The sequence below is a fragment of the Candidatus Poriferisodalis sp. genome, from assembly GCF_965208485.1.
Lineage (GTDB): Bacteria > Actinomycetota > Acidimicrobiia > Acidimicrobiales > Poriferisodalaceae > Poriferisodalis.
In genome coordinates this window covers 1,140,881-1,157,702 of record NZ_OZ242344.1, presented here as the reverse complement: position 1 = coordinate 1,157,702, position 16,822 = coordinate 1,140,881, and the positions used below count along the sequence as shown (strand labels likewise).

Genomic DNA, 16,822 nt, shown 5'->3' with positions numbered 1-16,822 from the left:
AATCACTCGGAGCGCTGGGTGCCGACCTTCAGCTCCCGGAACGGGCTGGTGGTGTCGATGCCGGGCTCCTTGGGCAGCCCCAGCACACGCTCGCCGACGATGTTGCGCATCACCTCGTCTGAGCCGCCGGCGATGCGCATCGCCGGGAAGCCCAGCACGTAGCCGGCCCACGAGAACGTGCCCCACTCGCCCGAGTCGACCACCAGCTTCGGGCCGATGGTGTCGGCCACGAACTCGCAGGTGGCGTTCATCTGGCGGATAAGTCCCATCTTCGACAGCGACATCTCGGGACCTGGCGTCTTGCCGGCGCGCAGTGCATCCATCGTGCGCTGGTTCGACCAGCCCAGCACCTTGCCGTGGGTGTAGATCTCAGCGAGCTTCTGGCGGGCCAGGGCGTCGTCGGCCATCCCGTAGTGGGCGGCCATGGCCGACAGCTTGGTGAAGCTGCCCCCACCAGTGCCGCCGCCCGAGCCGCCGCCGATGGCCGCCCGCTCGTTCATCAGCGTGGTCAACGCCACGCCCCAGCCCTGGTTCACCTCGCCGAGGCGGTGCGAGTCGGGCACGCGCACGTCGGTGAAGTACACCTCGTTGAAGTTGGCCCCGCCGGTCATCTGCCGCAATGGCCGCACCTCCACCCCAGGAGCCTTCATGTCCACGAGGAACCCAGTCAGGCCTTGGTGCTTGGGCAGGTCGAAGTCGGACCGGGCGATCACCTCGCCGATATCGGAATAGTGCGCGCCCGACGTCCACACCTTCTGGCCGTTGAGGATCCACTCCTCGCCGTCGCGTTCGGCCCGCATCTGCAGGCTGGCCAAGTCTGACCCAGCGCCTGGCTCGGAGAACAGCTGGCAGCCCACGATGTCGGCCCGGTACATCTGGGGCAGCACCTCGGCGGACACCTCAGGCTCGGCGTGGGCCAGGATCGTCGGCGCCACCATGCCCAGGCCGATGCCGAAGAAGCCGCCGTCGGGTGTGTCGAACTGGCTCTCGAGCTGGCCCCAGACGCGCTCGAACTTGCGGGGCATGCCGCCGCCGCCCAGCTCGGCCGGCCCGCTGATCCAGCCGAAGCCGGCGTCGTACTTGGCGGCACGCCACTCCTTCGACGCCTCCAGCTCGGCGCGCTCGCGCTCGCGGTCGATCTCCTCGAAGAGTGCCGCGTTGTCGGGCCCCTCGCCCCAGACGAACCCTCGCCGCTCGGCCTTGCGCTTGGCGTTGGCCTCCAAGAAATCCAGCGCCTCAGCAGCAAACTGCTCCTCGGTGATCTCAGCGGTGTCGGCAGCGGCCATGTCGGGCTCCTGTTTCGTGCAAGCAGTGGCAATTCCGGAATGCGAGCAGCCCCAAGCTAGCGACATATCTCGCTACGCTCATCGGCCATGGGTCAGCCCGTTCGAGTAGCAGAACGACCGTCGTCGGTCCGTGTGGGCACGGTGCAGTTCGAGACCAACCGACCGCTGACGGGAACGGGCCACCGCTACTACAACAGCGCTGGAGACGCCGCCAGTGCCGAGGATCCGGCCGACCTGCTGGCGTGGCGCCTGTTCCAGCGGGGAGGCGTCGACCACATCCACGTGTACGGCAATGTGGCCACGATCGACATCTCCCGGGGCCACACCTCCGAAGGCATCACCGAAGTCATCGAAGAGCTGTTCGCCCACTACCGGTAGCGACAAGCACGGCTGGACAATGGCAACAGCCCGCTATCTGCTGCAACGACTGTTCAGCTAGAACTACGTCGGTCCGGACGCCATCGATGCCGACATCAGCCTGTCTCGGTCTTGCTCGGTCTTGCTCCTGTATCGACCCGGCGTCTCTCCTCGGCTCGGCCCGTCATCTGCCGTTCGTGGACCAGTGCCACGGCTCGCTGGGCAGGTTGTGCAAGCCGTAGGCAGCCGCGTTGGCGGCCAGCCAGCGGAATCCTGCGTTGTTGCGGGTGGAGATCGAGCGACCGTTGTAGATGAAGTCGATCGCGAGACCGCGCTCGTGCATGGAACGCCCGGGCCGGGCCGTGGGCGGTCGGCACTGGTAGGCCGGCTTCTGCCAGACCGCCCATTCACTCGTGCCGCAGTGGGCTCGCCGGAGAGCGATCTGCGAGGCGGCCGTGCGATAGCCCCAACCAGTCAGCCTGAGTCCGTCGCGGGCAGCATGCACGAGCAGGTCTTGAACCTGGTTGGCGATCGACTCGTGCACTCGAATGCCGCCCACCCAAGTGAGCTCGCTGGGGTCGATGTTGTTGTCGGTGGGCTGTCCGGCGGTGCCTTCACGCAGCCGGCGGGCCCGCTCTTCGGCTTCGCGTCGGCGCCGTTCCTCCTCTTCCTTGCGTCGCTTGAGCTCCGCCTCGATCTGCTTCTGCTCTCTGATGGCGTTGGCGACCAAGTCGGCAGTCTCGGCGGCATCGGCAGCGGCTTCGGCATTCCATTCCTGCATCGCTGCCTGTTCGTAGAGCAATGCGTCAAGCACGTACTCGAGCTCGGTGAGAATGATGGCTTCCTGCTCGACGGCGTCGAGCAAATCCTCCAGCGCCCGCTCGGATTCGATGCGACGAACATCTCGCAGTTCCTCGGCCCGCTGGAACTCGCGCAGCGCCAGCTCGGCATCGATGGTGAGGGCTCTCAGCTGGTCAGCGGTCACATTCAGATCGCCGAGTGCCGCGCCGATGAGCACCCGGATACGAGCGGCGTCGTAGATGTCGCCGGTGCGCACCAGGCCATAGGAGCCCTCCACCAAGGCGTCGTGGCCGATATAGGTCTGCACGATGAGATCGATGACCCGCAGCCCCAGCTCTTCGTGCAGGGCGTCAAGCGACAGTTGTCGATGGAGCGCAGCCTCCACTGACGCCTCCGCAGCAGCCAACGCCAGCTCGGCCTGCTCAAGGTCAGCGCGCTGGTCGTTCACCAGCAGCTTGAGTTGGTCGAAGGCCTCGAGCACCTCGTTGACATCGGCCTGCGCCAAGTCGACTTCCAAGACCTTCGCGAGCAGCTGAGCCTGCGCCTCATCGCGAATTCGCCGTTCCTCTGCAAGCTGGGCCTCCAGCTGCTCTTGTTGCTGTTCGAGCAGCTCCTGGCGCTCTCGCAGCTCCGCGTCGGACGGCTGGGACTGCGCACCGGTGCCCGCGATGGGCACGCCGCTGACGAACAAGGCAAACGCGAGCGCTGCGACCCAGCGGCGTGCAAGCCCACGGCGTGCCGCCGGGGGCCGTGACTGTGGCGCTGAACCTCGCACCGGGCGCGTCCTCGCTGGAGCCGGCTCGGGACCGGCTCCGTCGTCAAGCTGTGGCTGTCGCGGGCGACGGCCGGAACCTTCGGCCCAAGGTACCGATCGCGGATCGTCTGCGGGTGTCGCCCGCCGGATTCTCAGCCTGCGTTCAGGCAGCCCTCAGGCGGCAACGCTGTGGTGCTGCCAGTTGTGCACCGACCCGTCAGTGCGGATGCACCGGCAAGCGCTGCGGGATCGGTCATGGCCCTCGCGCCGGCAGGGACTCAGTCCGCTGCGGTGCGGCGCAGCGGCTCGCCGCCCGCTGCGCGGATGGTGGCTTCGAAGCCGGCGAGGTCGGTGCCGTTGACGTACCCCGTCCAGACGTGCGAGACACCGCTGCCGTCCAAGGTCGGCTTGATGGAAACCTCCACCCGCGGGCTGTTGGTGCGCAGCACTAGGTCTGCATCGGCGCCGAGGTCCCAGCGGTCCACGATGGCCGCTCTCCGGAATCTGATGTCGGCGAGCACGAGCCCGCTGTCGGTGGCAGCGAGGAGCCGGTGGATGTTGAACAGGAGTTGGTGGGCGACGGCCGCCGCCACGATTCCCAGCCAGCCGATGCCCCACGCTACGGTCAGTGCAGTGCCGAGTGCGAATGCCCCGACCCTGACGATCATGACCTGCCGGTGTGCACGGACCGTAGCGGCATCGGTCACCGCCACTGCATGGCGCACGGTCACGCCGAGGGCGCCGAGCAGTTCGACCGCCCGTGCGAGGGCACGGTCCGAGGGCGTCATGACTCCGAGTCGGGCAGGTCGCGGAGCGGGATCAGCCCACCGGCATCGGCAATCTGCTGGGACACGGCCAGCAGGAGTTGCTCATTCCCGTGCCCGGCGTGCAGCTGGATTCCCAGCGGCCCACCGGCCGGGTCGAAGGCTGTCGGCAGCGAGATGACCGGTTGCCCGCTGACGTTGGCCTGGTTCACGAACGCAGCCAGCTCAGCGACCCGACGCGCGCCGTCGGTCGGGTCGGCCAGATAGCCGAGTGCCGGTGTGACGTCGGCGAGCACCGGTGTCACCAGCAGGTCAAAGCCGCCGGGCTGCCAGAACGCCATGACCCGTCGGCGCCAGCGGGCAAGTTCTTCGAGTGCGCCGACATAGGCGGCCGCCGGCAGCGAATTGCCCAATTCTGCGGACCACCAGTTGGCCGGCTCGATGTCGTCGGCGGTCATCGGGCGGCCCAGCCGCTCGGTCCATCCTGCCAACTCGGTGGCCATGGCGACGGTGCGAACGACGATGGTGTGGTCGGCGAGTTCCGGGGTGTGCCAGCCGTCGGGAGCGGTGTCGGGCTCGACGTGATGGCCCAGCGCATCCAGCAGCGCCGCTGCCTGGGTGAGGGCGTGCCGGACCGGCTCGCCGGCGCGGCCCCGCGGTCCCGCTGACACTGCAATGCGCAGCGGCGGCACAGGCGCAATCAGCGCGCCAGAGAACGTCTCTCCGCTGCCCAGCGGGGGAGCGACATAGGGATCGCCTAGCGCGGGGCGGCTGATGATGTCGAGGCACCGCGCAGCGTCGCGCACGGTCCGCGTGAGCATCCCGTCCACCGCGAAGCCGCCGCGGTGCTCGCCCAGTCGGGGCGCAGTCGAAACTCGGCCCCGGGTCGGCTTGAGGCCCACCAGGCCGCAGGCGGCAGCAGGAATGCGGATCGACCCGCCCCCGTCGTTGCCGTGCGCGATCGGCACGATGCCCGAGGCCACCGCCGCCGCGGAACCGCCGCTGGAACCGCCCGGCGAGCGGTCGAGCGCCCACGGGTTTGCCGTGGGGCCGTAGGAAGCAGGCTCGGTGGTGATGGTGGTGCCGAACTCAGGCGTGTTCGTGCGCCCCACCGAGATCAGCCCGGCGCTGCGGAGCTGCCGGTACAGATGGCTGTCGACGGTGCCGCGCCAGCCCAGATCGACCAGGAATCGGGCGCCGGCATGGTGGTACTCGCCGGCTTGCTCGCAGCCGAGGTCCTTGACCGCCATCGGAACACCGTCGAACGGGACATTCTGTGATCGCGACGCCTGTGAGCTCGGTGCTTCATGCTGTCCCGCCTGGCGTGCTTGCCAGCGCGACATGGCCTCGTCCGCTTCGGCCAGTGCACACTCGGGCCGGGGATGGATGATCGCGTTCAGTGCTGGATTCAGACTCTCCATTCGTTCGAGAGCGGCATGCATCGCCTCGCCTGGATTCGTTTCACCGGATGCGAACGCTTGCGCCAGCGCTGTCGCGTCGGAGGAACGCAGATCGGCGGAATGTACGTCGAGGGAGCGTCGTTCGTCCGGCCGTATGCCAAGGGAGTCTCTGTCGGCGGGCATGTCGCCGTTCTCCGATGCTCCAGCCTCAGCAAGCGGGCCTCAGCCGCTTCCGGCCCACACGGGGGGTGTGCGGTCGGCCCACGGCGCAGCCTGCTCGAGTTGGCCCGCCAGCGACAGCAACAGTTCCTCGCTGGCGTGGGCACCGACGAACTGCACGCCGACGGGCAGGCCGGCAGCGGTCCAATGCAGGGGCACTGACATTGCCGGCTGGCCGGTCACGTTGAACTGCGGCGTGAACTGCAGCAGGTCCGTGAGCCGATCGCGGCCGGTCTCAGGACTGCGCAATTCGCCGAGCCGGGGCGGCGGCTCGGCCATGATCGGCGAGATCAGCACGTCATGGTCGCTCCACCATGCGGCCACCGCTCTGGTCCACGCGTGGCACCACTCGACGGCTGAGAGGTACTGGGTTCCGCTGATGTCGCGGCCGATCTGCATCAGCGCCCAAGTGTCGCCTTCGGTGTCTTCCCGGTTCATCGCTCGGCCCAGCGCCGCCTCGTAGCCAGCCAGAGCCACCACATTGCACACCGCCACGACGGTGCGGAAGTGCTCGAAGAAGTCGTCATCGAACAACTCATCGGGCTTCGAATACTCCACCTGGTGACCGAGGCTCTCCAGCAGTCGTCCGGCGTCTTCGACTGCCCCGGCGCACTCGGGATCAGTCGGGCCCCACCCGGAGTGCGGGCACAGACCGACGCGCAGCGGCTGCGGTTCGCGCCCCGCTGCAGCCTCGAACGTGCCTGCCGGGGGTGGCGCCCAGTACGGATCGCCCGGCCACGGTCGGCTGATGCCGTCGAGTACCCGGGCGCTGTCGCGGACGCTGCGGCTCACCACGCCGTCGACGCTGAACCCGGCCCAGCCGTCGCCCCCCTCGGGTCCCAGCGACACGCGGCCCCGGTTCGGCTTGAGCCCGAACAGTCCGCAGTTCGCTGCGGGAACGCGGATCGAGCCGCCCCCGTCGTTGGCATGGGCGATGGGCACGATGCCGGTCGCCACCGCTGCTGCCGAGCCTCCGCTGGAACCGCCGGTCGAATAGCCGGTGTCCCAAGGGTTGGCCGTCGCCCCGTAGGCCAGCGGCTCGGTCGTGATGGTCAGACCGAATTCGGGCGTGTTCGTTCGCCCGAAGTTCACGAGTCCCAACTCGGCAAACATCGTGGCGAGGTGCGACGTGCTCGACGCGACGTGCCCTGCCTCCTTGAGCGCTGCGTTGCCTGCGTGGTAGGGCTGACCCTCCGTTGTGCAGGTCAGATCCTTGGTCAGGAAGGGAACGCCTGCCAGCGAGCCGCTCCAATCTCCTGCGCTGCGCGTGTCGTCGAGTCGTTCAGCTGCTTGACGCCCGCTGTCGTCGAGGCGCCCGATGATGGCGTTGATCTGGTGGTTCCACCGGTCTGCCCGGGCGATGGCCTCGTCGAGCAGCTCGACTGCCGAGGCCGCGCCCGAGGCGAACAGCTCGTGGGTAGCCACGCCGTCAGGCAGGTCTTCCCCAAGAGCACTCGGAGATGTGGCAGTCGCGACGTCCTGGTTCGAGATCCCGTTCACGCTGAGCAACGTACTCGGCTTGTCGATTGCTCGAACCCGAAGCGAAGAGTTTCAGCTGTCACCAGCCGGATGCAAGGCTGCGGGCCATTGCGGCGGCATCACAGCACGCATTCCCCGTCGAGATGGCCTACTTCGATATGCGTGCTGGATGATTGTTGTTGACTGTTCTGGTTTTCTGGTCTTCGGTCCGGCGCATGTCGTCGTTTGGGCTTGGCGCGTCTCGGCTTGCGTGATGGCGCGGGATTCGGACGGTCGCAGGCACTGGGCGGTTCCAAGCGGAACCGGTTGTCGCGGTCGGTGGCCTGCCTGCAGCTCAGCAGCCGAGCCGGACCCATCGGACCCCATCGAACCTAGGGTGATTCATCCAACCGCCGACCCAAACATCCTGGCTGTCACACCCCCTCGATGTACTGGACGCATGGCAGAACAGCTTGAACTCGGACCCCAGCTCCGGTTGGTGTCGACTGGCCGGACGCCGCACCGGCTGAGCCGGGCCACCCGCCAGGTCGGCTTGGCTGGTGTGGCACGGGCGCGCGAGGTGCTGGCTTCGACGGCACGCCCGCCGGATATCGACCTCGACGCCGCTTGAGCACCGCTGGGAACTCCACGACAGCAAACCCTCGGGCGGGGTGTGCAGGCGCGCAGGTACAGTTCCGGCCATGAGCAGCGCTTCCACCTCCCAGATCCACGACGGCGACATCGTCATCGTCGACGCCGTCCGTTCCCCCGTCGGCCGCCGCGGAGGCGATCTGAGCGGCATTCATCCCTCCGACCTGCTCAGCGACGTGCTCACGTCGCTGATGGAGCGAACCCAGGCCGACCCAGCCGGCATCGGTCAACTCGTGGGCGGCTGCGTCAGCCAAGCCGGCGAGCAGACGGCCAACATCGCGCGCACAGCGTGGCTGGGCGCCGGTTTCCCGCTCTCGGTAGCTGCCACCACGGTCGACGCGCAGTGCGGGTCAAGTCAGCAGGCCACAACCTTGGCGTACGGTCTCGTGCGCAGCGGCGTGGCCGATTCCGCTATTGGATGCGGCGTCGAGTCGATGACGCGAAACCCGATGGGCTCCAGCTACAAGAAGGGTCAGCGCACAGCGACATCCCGCTACAAGGAGCACTACGAGTACACGACGCAGTTCCAAGGCGCGGAGATGATGGCCAAGAAATGGGGCATCAGCCGCGAGGAGTGCGATGCCTACGGCCTGCGCAGCCAGAACAACGCCGCCCGGGCGTGGGAAGAAGACCGCTTCGGCACCCAGATCGTCGAGATCGATGCTCCGGTGCTCGATGACGACGGCAAGCCCACCGACGAGATCCGCCATGTGGTGCGCGACGGCGGCATCAGGCCCACTACGGCGGAGGGGCTTGCCGGGCTCAAGCCCGTGATGGACGGCGGCGTGCACACCGCCGGCAGCTCGTCGCAGATCAGCGACGGCTCGGGAGCGGTGCTGCTGATGCGAGCTGGTCGTGCCGCCGAACTGGGGCTGCGCTCGCTCGCCCGCATCGTCGACACCTGCTTGGTCGGCAGCGATCCCGTGCTGATGCTGACCGGGCCGATCGAAGCCACCAACTACTTGCTCGATCGCAACGGCATGGCGATGTCCGACATCGACCTTGTCGAGATCAACGAGGCGTTCGCGTCGGTGGTGTTGGCCTGGGAGCGCGAGATCAACCCCGACATGGACACCGTCAACCCCAACGGCGGTGCGATCGCTTTGGGCCACCCGCTCGGCGGCACCGGAGCAATTCTGCTGACCAAGGCAGTGCACGAACTGCACCGCGCCGACAAGAGCACTGCGCTGGTGACGATGTGCTGCGGCGGCGGGCTCGGCACCGGCACCATCATCGAGCGGCTCTGAGCGACGGCAAGGCATTCTCGGGGTCCGGCCCGGCTGGCGCCGAATTCGGCGGCGTCGGCCGCTGCCCGAGCACCAGTCGCTCCAAGGGCGGACGCAGAGCGATCCAAGTCGCGGCGGTCGTGGCAGCGTGCGCAGGTGGGTTGGCCGGTTGGCAGCACCTCAATGACGACGAGTCCGCACCGGCTGCCCGGACCGTTCTCTCGGTGCTGTCCGAGACGGCGAGCAGATCGGATGTCGCTGCTCCCAGCGGAGCGCTGCCGCCGAATGCCGTCGTGCTGGCGGTGATCGACGGCGACACGATGGACGTCGATCTGGACGGGCGTCGAGCCACCGTGAGATTCCTCGGCATCGACACGCCCGAGAAGACCGGCGGCTACCTGCCGGCCGAGTGCGGGGGCGATGCCGCCACCCGGCGAACGTCCGAACTGCTGCCGCCCGGCACTGAGGTATTCCTCCAGCGCGACGACGAGCCCTATGACCGCTACGACCGGCTGCTGGCCTACGTGTACCGGGCCGACGACGGGTTGTTCGTGAACCGTTATCTCGTGCTCGACGGCTACGCCGCCACCATGCACTTCGAGCCCAACACCCATCACCGGGCCGTGCTCGACGCGGCCCAAGCGGATGCCCGGGCTGCTGATCGGGGCATCTGGTCGGACTGCGGCGGGCCGGATCAGCCGCTTGCGAGCGCGGGTTAGCTTGTCGGCGTGGCACCGCTTGCCGAGCGGCTCGGTTACGGCCCTCAAGACAGGCTGCTGATCATCAGCGTCGCCGGGCTCGGCGGCTGTCATGCCATGAACGAGGGCGTCTATGCCGCACTGCGCGACGGCTTGGCGACCACGGGGACACTGCTCGTGCCATGCCCGTGGTCACGCGAGGCGGCCGCCCGGTTCCGCGGCGAGGATGTCGGCGTCGCGCTCACCCTGAACGCAGAGTTCGAGCTGTACCGGTGGGGGCCGATCACCCAGGCCCCGTCATTGCTGGACGGCAACGGTGGGATGCCTGCCACGGTGTCCGACGTCTGGGATCACGCCGACCTTGACGAGGTCCGCCGGGAATGCCGGGCACAGATCGAGCGGGCGATCCTGTGGGGATTCGACGTCACCCATCTCGACAGCCACCTCGATGTGCTGAGCGTGCGGCCCGAGTTCTTCGATGTGTACTTGGAGCTGGCGGTCGAGTTCGGCCTGCCGGCACGGCTGATCGAGACCGGCGCCCGGAGGCAGTTGGGCTTCCCCCTCGAAGACCTTGTTGCGGCAGCAGGGGTGGTGACACCGGACCGGGTGATGCGCATCGCGCCGGGCGCGATGGGCCGCTACCGCCGCATCGAGGCGCTGCTCGACTCGCTCGGGCCGGGCGTGACCGAGCTGCAGTTGCAGCCCGCAGCAGACCTGCCGGAACTGCGGTCGCTGACCGCCGAGTGGGGGTCCCGTGTCGAGGACCTGCTGCACCTGCGTGACAACGCTGAACTGCGCACCTTCCTCGAGCGCAGCGGCATCAAGCTGATCGGCTACCGGGGGCTGCGGCGGCTGCAGCGGGCCGAGACGGACCGTCGCTGAGCCAAGCGCCGTTGCGTCTGCCCGACTCCGAGGGAGCGCCGGATCAAGCCGGCGCTCCGAGCGCACCGGCGGCCCGCCAGGCCGGAAGCAGCTCCAGCCACAGCGCCATGTCGCCGGACGCCTTGAGATCGCCTGCCATGTAGTGCTGGGCGGGGTCGGCATCGCCGCGCACCACATCGGCTGCGAGCTGCCACGGCGCCTCCAGGGTCAGATCAGCGCCCCTGGTGGCACCAGCAGACGCAGACCGCAGGACGCCGGACTCGAAGATCAGGCTGACGGCGACTTTGCCCTCGGGACCGCCGCTGGTTTTCATCACCACGGTGCCCGAGACGCCGCCCAACGGCTCATGGCCGGCGTCTGCCCACGCCGACAGGAACTCGTCGTCCAGGAAGCTCACGGACGCAGCCCGGCGAAGAGGTCGTATTCCATCGGCTCCGTGGGGATGCGCGACTCGAGGAGCATGTACTCCTCGCGGGGATGAATGGCATCGGCAACGTCGTCGGGCAGGCCGAACCAGAACGGCGAGCCGGGGTCGACCTGGGTGGCGTGAGCCAGCAGCGCCTTGCGCCGCACCGCGTTGTCGACCTCGATGACGGCCGTTATGCGATCGTCCCGGCTGGGACGCCCCAGCCACTTCTCGTCGAACGGCGAGGGGAGGCTGAGGTCCAGGAAGGCCTGGTGGATGAGCTTCATGCGCTTGTGGGACCACACCGGCGCATACATCTTCATCGGCGTGAAGGGTGGGCCGCACTCGGGACGCCACGCCGACTCGCCGGCATGGGCGAAGGCGGGAATGCAGATGGCCGTGACCTGCAGGTGATCGGGATGGGGATAGCGGGACTGCACCAGCGGGTACGTCAGGATGACCTGCGGGCGCACCCGGCGGATCACTGTGACCAGCTTGGCGACCGCCTCGTCGAGATCGGCGTTCGCAAAGGCGTCAGGGCGGGCGTTGGACTCGGTGTCGGGCATGCCCGAGTCGCGGTAGCCGAGCATGACGACCTCGTCGTAGCCGATTTCGACCGCAGAGGCGTCGAGCTCGGCACGGCGGACCTCGGCCAGATTCGCAGTGACCTCGGGCCGGTCCATGGCTGGGTTCAGGATGTCGCCCTCCTCGCCGCCGGTGCAGCACACCAGCGTCGTGCGGATGCCTTCATCGGCATAGCGTCGAATGGTGCCTGCCCCCTTCGACGCTTCATCGTCGGGGTGCGCATGCACCGCAAGGATCGACAGTCCGGTGTCCAGCGACATCGGCGGTCAACCTATCGGCGTCGCCGCTGTGCTGGCCGTCCGCCCCGCGCTGTCTGCCAAGATCTCAGCGGAACTCACATCGGCGTCAGCTCGACCACTCCAGTCTCGTCGTCGACGTCCATGGCGTACCCGCAGACGGCGGCCAGCCGGTCGCGCCCTTCCTCAGGTCCCGACGCCAGCAACTCGTCGCCGACCCACAGGCGCACCGTGCGCGGCGGGTTGTAGATGTAGCTGGCAGACCGGCGGATGGCCAGCACGTGATAGCCGGGATCAACCGCCAGGCCCAGCGATCCCAGCGTCGAGTCGTCCGCTTCTGATCCCGGCGCGACCGGCACCTGCACGACGACGTCGTCGGTGTCGCCGAGTGCGAGCGCAAGCACCGGGTGGATGTCCTCGTCCTCCAGCACGAGCGAGGTGATGTTGCGAGCCTGATCGCCGATGTCCTCAGCCGCCTCGGCGACATGCAGCAACCCGCGCAACCCCGCTGGGTCGGCGTCTGGCATGTCGGCCATGTCCGCAGCCGCACGCAGCACCCATGTCTGCATCGAGACCTTCATGCCGTCGAGCCGTTCCTGCATCGAGCGGACCTCGCGTGCCAGCGAGAGATCAGCCAACACCAGAGCCGAATAGGCCAGCCCGATCGCGGCCTCCGACAGGTTCTTCATGTCGACGAGCGTGTCCACGGCCCGGTCGAGATCGCTGAGCGCGTGCGCATCGTCGGCCTTGGGGGAATTCCAGCGCTCCATGGCAGCCAGCTCCCGCAGGCGCACGATGCCCGCGGGATCACCGCGCATGAACAGCACGTCGCCCGGCTCGACGATGCTGTCGCCGCCGACGTCAGTGATCCAGCGGCGGCCGCGCTGGATCGCCACCACTCGCATTCCGACGGCCACCGGCAGCTCCATGTCGCGCAGCGGCCGGTTCGCCAAGTGACTGCCGGGGGCCACTACCAGCCGATGCGACACTTCGGCCGCCTGCGCCAAGTCCACGATGAGGGCGCGGGGGATGCCCAGATGGTGCAGCACGATCTTGGCGATATCCACCGCGGCATTGGCGATCTGCTCGATGGACGACACTACTTGCAGCACCGAGCTCATGCCGTCGACCTCGCGCGGATGGCGTACTGCCAGCATCGCTAGGGAACGCATCTCGTGCACCAGCGCGGACATGTCCTCTTCGAGTCCCAGCACGGCATCGGCCATGCCTTCGTCGTCGAAGTAGAGCGCGGCGTAGGCCAAGTCGACCATGAGCTCGGAGGCGTCCTTCGCTTCCGAGAGCATGGACTTCAGGTTTCGGGGTCTGTCTTCGTGGTCTGATCGCATTTCAGATCGTCAGCAAGCGACGCGACGAACTCCGTTCAAGTCGGGGACACGCTCTCACCCGGGGCGGACAGGTCGCTGTGCCAAGCGTAGGCACTGCAGACATGGGGTGAGGAAGGAATTCACGACAGTCGGCGCGATTGGCCTGTCTCACGACAAGCTGCGGCATCGCGTCTGTCACGACAGGCCGATCCAGCCGACGGCGAGCACGAGCGCCGCTGCGCCCGCAAGGTCGACCGTGCTGTTCACCAGCGGGATGCCGTAGGTGTCGGGGTCGACGCCGATGCGGGTCGCCACCACCGTGCCGTAGTAGGCGATGACTCCCGCCAGCGCCGTCGCGATCATGCCGCCGATGAGCGAGATGGCCACTAGGCGCAGCATCCCGGGCGTGGACAGCGAGAACAAGGTGCCGAAGGCGCTCGCGAGCATGCCGTTGAGCACGAATACGGGCACCGTCAGGGTGAAAGCGAACAGGATGTCGAGACGCGCGCCTCGTTGAGGCAGCGCCCGTGGCTCGATGACGCCCAGATGCAGCTTGGTCGACAGCCGGCTCGACAGGATTCCGCCGATGGCACCCGCTGCGGCGAGACATGCGGGCACCAAGATGAGCACGGCACGCTTGTCGGCAAGGTCCTCGAGACGGTGCTCGATCACCACGCCGGCCACGATGAGCACGAGACCGCCGGCGCCCAGCACCGGTATCGATTCGCGCAGGATCTGCCAGAGCTGTTGGAGTCCAGAGCGCCACGCCCAGAACATGGCAGCGGCAGCTCCCACGACACTGGCGGCTGCAATGATCGGTGTGAGGGCGGTGATGCCGACCAGATAGGTGGCCAGGAAGAGCGCCGGCAGCGTGACCACATCGCCGACCGCAGAGATGAGCGGCGCGCTGACATTGTCGAGGTCCCAGCCCCGGCGCGTGCAACTGGCAGCGAGACCGAGCGTGACGACCAGCACCACAATCGAGGCCAGTTGGGCGCCGACGACCGACACCACGATGAGGTCGGTGATGCCGATGATGTCCGACAGGCCGAACACCGGTGCCATCACCTTGGCCATGACGCCGAGCCCCACGGCGGTCACCAGTGTCAGCACGGCCGCAGCGATGATGTTCTGGCCCACGATCGTGTCGCTGCGAGCCGTGGCCCTGAAGGTCCCCGCGTGAATCGTGGTGGCGAGGCGGCTGCCCAGTGCGCCGAAGATGTCGCCGCGCATGCCGATCGCGGCGGGGACGAGCACGAGCAGGCCCGGCAACCGCTCCAGCGTGCCGGTGACCGCTGCGAGCAGGACGCCTGCCGCAGTGGCAGTCAGGCTGCTGACTGCCAGCGCTGTGAGACTCTGGCGGGCACCGGTGACGTCGGGGCCGAGCAGGCCGCGCAAGAAGCCCAGCGGATGCAGACGGCCCACTGGGCGCAGCACTCGGGCCCGCCCGAATGCGCTGGCCCGCCCGACGAGCCGTGCGCTCTCGCGACCCAGCCGGGCGCCCTCACGGCCGATGTGGGCGGCCTTGCCCCGCACCCGCCGGTTCCGCGCGGCTTGCGGGGAGCGGATCGCGCGATCGCCGCGCCGCCGCTCCGGGCTGTGACATGCAGCGCCGCGGCGTGGCGGACTCGCGTCACCGCGAGCCGTCCGATTCTTCACACGCTTGAGGGAGCGGCGCGGCGCAGCATCGCCCTCGGCCATGAGCAAGAGGGTGGCATCCTCATCGTCACGGTCGCGAGATCCGGTCTCGACAAGTGCGAACTGAGGCACCGGCTCGCCGGGATCCGCGGTGCTGGGTCAGGTGGCGGACTCGAGCAGTTCGGCGAAGAAATCCGCGAGCCGGTCGGGGCCGAGGTTGCCGGCGTACCGCAGGACGACTGCGTTGTTCGCGTCGATCGCCACGAGATAGGGCACGGACTGCAAGCCGAAGGCATCGACGACGGAACGCGCCGGGGTGTCGGCAACTACGGGATGCTGCCAGCCTTCCTCACGCAACCATTTCTCCGGGGGATGATTGCCCCGCGTGGCGTCCTCGAGGACCGACACAGCATAGAAATCCACGCCGGCGGGCAGCTCGTTGGATTCCATCCAGCCCGTGAGCTCGGCCACCTCGGCTTGGCAATGCGGGCACCAGTGGGCATAGAACGCAACGACCACCGGACGTCCTCGGGGGGTGATCTGCACCACGTCGCCCGTGAGCAGATCAGCGCCCACAACCACCGGAGGTGTCCGGCCGACGGCCGGGTCGCCCTCCGGTTGCTCGAAGCGGGGCAGCGCAGCGCCGATCACTTCGGTTGGGCGCGGTGCTGCGACGGTGGAGGAGGCAGTGGTCGCCGACTCGGCTGCTGTGGTGGCTGCTGGGTCGGCGGCAGTCACAACCGCGCTGTCGGGTGCGCTGGTGGCCGCCGTCGTCTCATCGCCGCCGCAGGCCGCAGGGAACCCCGCGGAACACAGGAGGATTGCCCCGATTACTGCTCGTCGCACGAGCCACAAGGCTAGACACACCGGCGAGCGCGGCTGGCAGACTTGGCCTGTGGAGACCCGCCAGCTCGAATCGACACCCGGCTTCGTGATCTATGACCTGCCCGACGCCCAGCACTACGTCGGGGAGACCCGCCTCGGCAGCAGGCTCATTCCTGGCAATGCGACGATGCTGGTCCGACATGTCACCTATGTGTTCGCCATGCTCGAACAGCGGCGCAGCGGTGCCGGCGTCGGCCTGAAATCTGACCCGTCCGAGGCCGCCGCAGCGGTCGATGCTCTGGCAGGCGAGCTCGCTGACGACTTCAGATCCGGTCGGCTCTCCACCAGTCCGGGCTTGCGGCTGAACACCGAGTTGCTTGCACCGGTGCTGGCTCACGACCAGCGCAATCTGATCGGCAACGACGACCGCGACGGCATCTCGCTCAACGACGAGCTCATCGGCGTCGGCGCGGCGGCGGCGGCGGCCAGCCTGCTCGGCGGCCTCGACGGCAAGCGCGTCGCCATCGAGGGATTCGGGCCGGCCGGTGTGGGCATAGCTCGCGAAGCTGCGGCGGCCGGGGCCAAGATCGTCCGGATCGCCACCGCGCAGGGCTGCGCTGGCACTCAGACTGATGGCGACCGGCTCGACCCGACGGCGCTCGCGGAGGCCTGGCTGGCGGACGGCGAGAGGTGCGTGGCGTCGCTGTCGCCCAACGGCGAGCCCGCCAAGCCGTGGACGGTCTGGAAGGACGACGTCGACGTGCTGTTCTGCGGCTCGAAGCCCGGCGCTATGTCCGGCGAGGGCGCGTCGATGGCGGGTGCCACGCCCGTCGTCGCGTTCTCAGCAGCGGCTGTGTCTTCCAAGGCGCTGGCCGTGCTGCGGGCGGCGGGCGTGCCAGTCGTTGCTGACTTCGTTGTTGCGGCGGGGCCGGCGTTGGGCTGGTGGGCCGACGCGGCGCTCACGCACAGCGGCCTGCGTTCGGCCACTGCGGACGCCGTGAACGCTGTCATGTCCGAGACCCTCGGCCATGACGACGGCCCATTCATGGCTGCCTGCTACCGGGCCGAGGCCTTCCTGCGGACATGGCAGGACGAGCTGCCCTTTGGCCGGCCACTCGGATGACTCCTCATGACTCCTCAGAGCCGGCGCCGAGCGACGTGCAGCCGGCTCACGAGCGGGACCGGCTGGCCGGCGGCTCGGGGCGGCATGCTCGTCCGATGCTGACGGAGGCTGCGGACTCGCGTGGAAGCTCTGTCGGCGGCACCTTCGCCTCGCCGGATGCTCATGCCTGTGGTCGGCGATGCTGAGGC

The 16,822-nt window shown here is 68.3% G+C and carries 16 protein-coding genes; 6 read left to right on the top strand and 10 right to left on the bottom strand.

From position 1 onward, the window contains the following. Positions 1 to 2: 2 nt before the first annotated feature. On the bottom strand, positions 3 to 1,286 hold the full coding sequence (locus tag ACOGXQ_RS05210; protein WP_419946378.1) for an acyl-CoA dehydrogenase family protein: 1,284 nt from the start codon (positions 1,284 to 1,286) through the stop codon (positions 3 to 5). Between the two features lie 87 nt (positions 1,287 to 1,373). On the opposite strand from ACOGXQ_RS05210, the gene ACOGXQ_RS05205 reads away from it, so the two are divergent. Beyond that, complete coding sequence (locus ACOGXQ_RS05205) at positions 1,374 to 1,664, top strand: hypothetical protein (protein WP_419946377.1); 291 nt, start codon at positions 1,374 to 1,376, stop codon at positions 1,662 to 1,664. Between the two features lie 163 nt (positions 1,665 to 1,827). Here the strand turns inward: ACOGXQ_RS05205 and ACOGXQ_RS05200 are convergent, their stop codons facing one another. The 4 genes from ACOGXQ_RS05200 to ACOGXQ_RS05185 all read right to left on the bottom strand — a co-directional run bounded on the left by ACOGXQ_RS05200 (position 1,828) and on the right by ACOGXQ_RS05185 (position 7,081). After that, positions 1,828 to 3,219 (bottom strand): M15 family metallopeptidase, encoded by a 1,392-nt coding sequence (locus ACOGXQ_RS05200; RefSeq protein ID WP_419946376.1) that lies wholly within the window; start codon positions 3,217 to 3,219, stop codon positions 1,828 to 1,830. Between the two features lie 257 nt (positions 3,220 to 3,476). Then, entirely contained in the window at positions 3,477 to 3,986 is a 510-nt protein-coding gene (locus tag ACOGXQ_RS05195) for a hypothetical protein (protein ID WP_419946375.1), read from the bottom strand. Next, complete coding sequence (locus ACOGXQ_RS05190) at positions 3,983 to 5,383, bottom strand: amidase (RefSeq protein WP_419946374.1); 1,401 nt, start codon at positions 5,381 to 5,383, stop codon at positions 3,983 to 3,985. Before ACOGXQ_RS05190 ends, ACOGXQ_RS05195 begins: the two co-directional genes overlap by 4 nt. Before the next feature lie 201 nt (positions 5,384 to 5,584). Beyond that, positions 5,585 to 7,081: an amidase gene (locus ACOGXQ_RS05185; RefSeq protein ID WP_419946373.1), complete on the bottom strand. Its 1,497-nt coding sequence runs from the start codon at positions 7,079 to 7,081 to the stop codon at positions 5,585 to 5,587. Positions 7,082 to 7,499: 418 nt separating this feature from the next. Here ACOGXQ_RS05185 and ACOGXQ_RS05180 point away from each other — a divergent pair, with 418 nt between their 5' ends. From ACOGXQ_RS05180 to ACOGXQ_RS05165, 4 genes are all read left to right on the top strand, one after another. Continuing rightward, positions 7,500 to 7,670 carry a hypothetical protein gene (locus tag ACOGXQ_RS05180; RefSeq protein ID WP_419946372.1) on the top strand — a complete coding sequence of 57 codons (171 nt, stop codon included), beginning with the start codon at positions 7,500 to 7,502 and terminating at the stop codon, positions 7,668 to 7,670. A 70-nt stretch (positions 7,671 to 7,740) separates the two neighbouring features. Beyond that, positions 7,741 to 8,937: a steroid 3-ketoacyl-CoA thiolase gene (locus ACOGXQ_RS05175; RefSeq protein ID WP_419946371.1), complete on the top strand. Its 1,197-nt coding sequence runs from the start codon at positions 7,741 to 7,743 to the stop codon at positions 8,935 to 8,937. A 119-nt stretch (positions 8,938 to 9,056) separates the two neighbouring features. Continuing rightward, positions 9,057 to 9,635 (top strand): thermonuclease family protein, encoded by a 579-nt coding sequence (locus tag ACOGXQ_RS05170; protein ID WP_419946370.1) that lies wholly within the window; start codon positions 9,057 to 9,059, stop codon positions 9,633 to 9,635. 9 nt (positions 9,636 to 9,644) lie between these two features. Continuing rightward, positions 9,645 to 10,496, top strand: coding sequence for a ChbG/HpnK family deacetylase (locus tag ACOGXQ_RS05165; protein WP_419946369.1), 852 nt, complete (start codon positions 9,645 to 9,647; stop codon positions 10,494 to 10,496). Between the two features lie 43 nt (positions 10,497 to 10,539). Here the strand turns inward: ACOGXQ_RS05165 and ACOGXQ_RS05160 are convergent, their stop codons facing one another. The 5 genes from ACOGXQ_RS05160 to ACOGXQ_RS05140 form a co-directional block, all read right to left on the bottom strand. Continuing rightward, the gene (locus tag ACOGXQ_RS05160) at positions 10,540 to 10,893 is read right to left on the bottom strand and encodes an SCP2 sterol-binding domain-containing protein (RefSeq protein ID WP_419946368.1); all 354 of its coding nucleotides are present in this window, start codon (positions 10,891 to 10,893) and stop codon (positions 10,540 to 10,542) included. Beyond that, positions 10,890 to 11,747, bottom strand: coding sequence for a PIG-L family deacetylase (locus ACOGXQ_RS05155; RefSeq protein ID WP_419946367.1), 858 nt, complete (start codon positions 11,745 to 11,747; stop codon positions 10,890 to 10,892). The genes ACOGXQ_RS05160 and ACOGXQ_RS05155 overlap by 4 nt, the downstream gene beginning before the upstream one ends. Before the next feature lie 74 nt (positions 11,748 to 11,821). Further along, the gene (locus ACOGXQ_RS05150) at positions 11,822 to 13,027 is read right to left on the bottom strand and encodes a potassium channel family protein (protein WP_419946366.1); all 1,206 of its coding nucleotides are present in this window, start codon (positions 13,025 to 13,027) and stop codon (positions 11,822 to 11,824) included. A gap of 216 nt (positions 13,028 to 13,243) precedes the next feature. Beyond that, positions 13,244 to 14,584: a magnesium transporter gene (locus tag ACOGXQ_RS05145; protein WP_419946365.1), complete on the bottom strand. Its 1,341-nt coding sequence runs from the start codon at positions 14,582 to 14,584 to the stop codon at positions 13,244 to 13,246. Between the two features lie 261 nt (positions 14,585 to 14,845). Further along, the gene (locus ACOGXQ_RS05140; protein ID WP_419946364.1) at positions 14,846 to 15,532 is read right to left on the bottom strand and encodes a TlpA family protein disulfide reductase; all 687 of its coding nucleotides are present in this window, start codon (positions 15,530 to 15,532) and stop codon (positions 14,846 to 14,848) included. A gap of 49 nt (positions 15,533 to 15,581) precedes the next feature. On the opposite strand from ACOGXQ_RS05140, the gene ACOGXQ_RS05135 reads away from it, so the two are divergent. After that, positions 15,582 to 16,634, top strand: coding sequence for a hypothetical protein (locus ACOGXQ_RS05135; RefSeq protein WP_419946363.1), 1,053 nt, complete (start codon positions 15,582 to 15,584; stop codon positions 16,632 to 16,634). Positions 16,635 to 16,822: the final 188 nt, after the last annotated feature.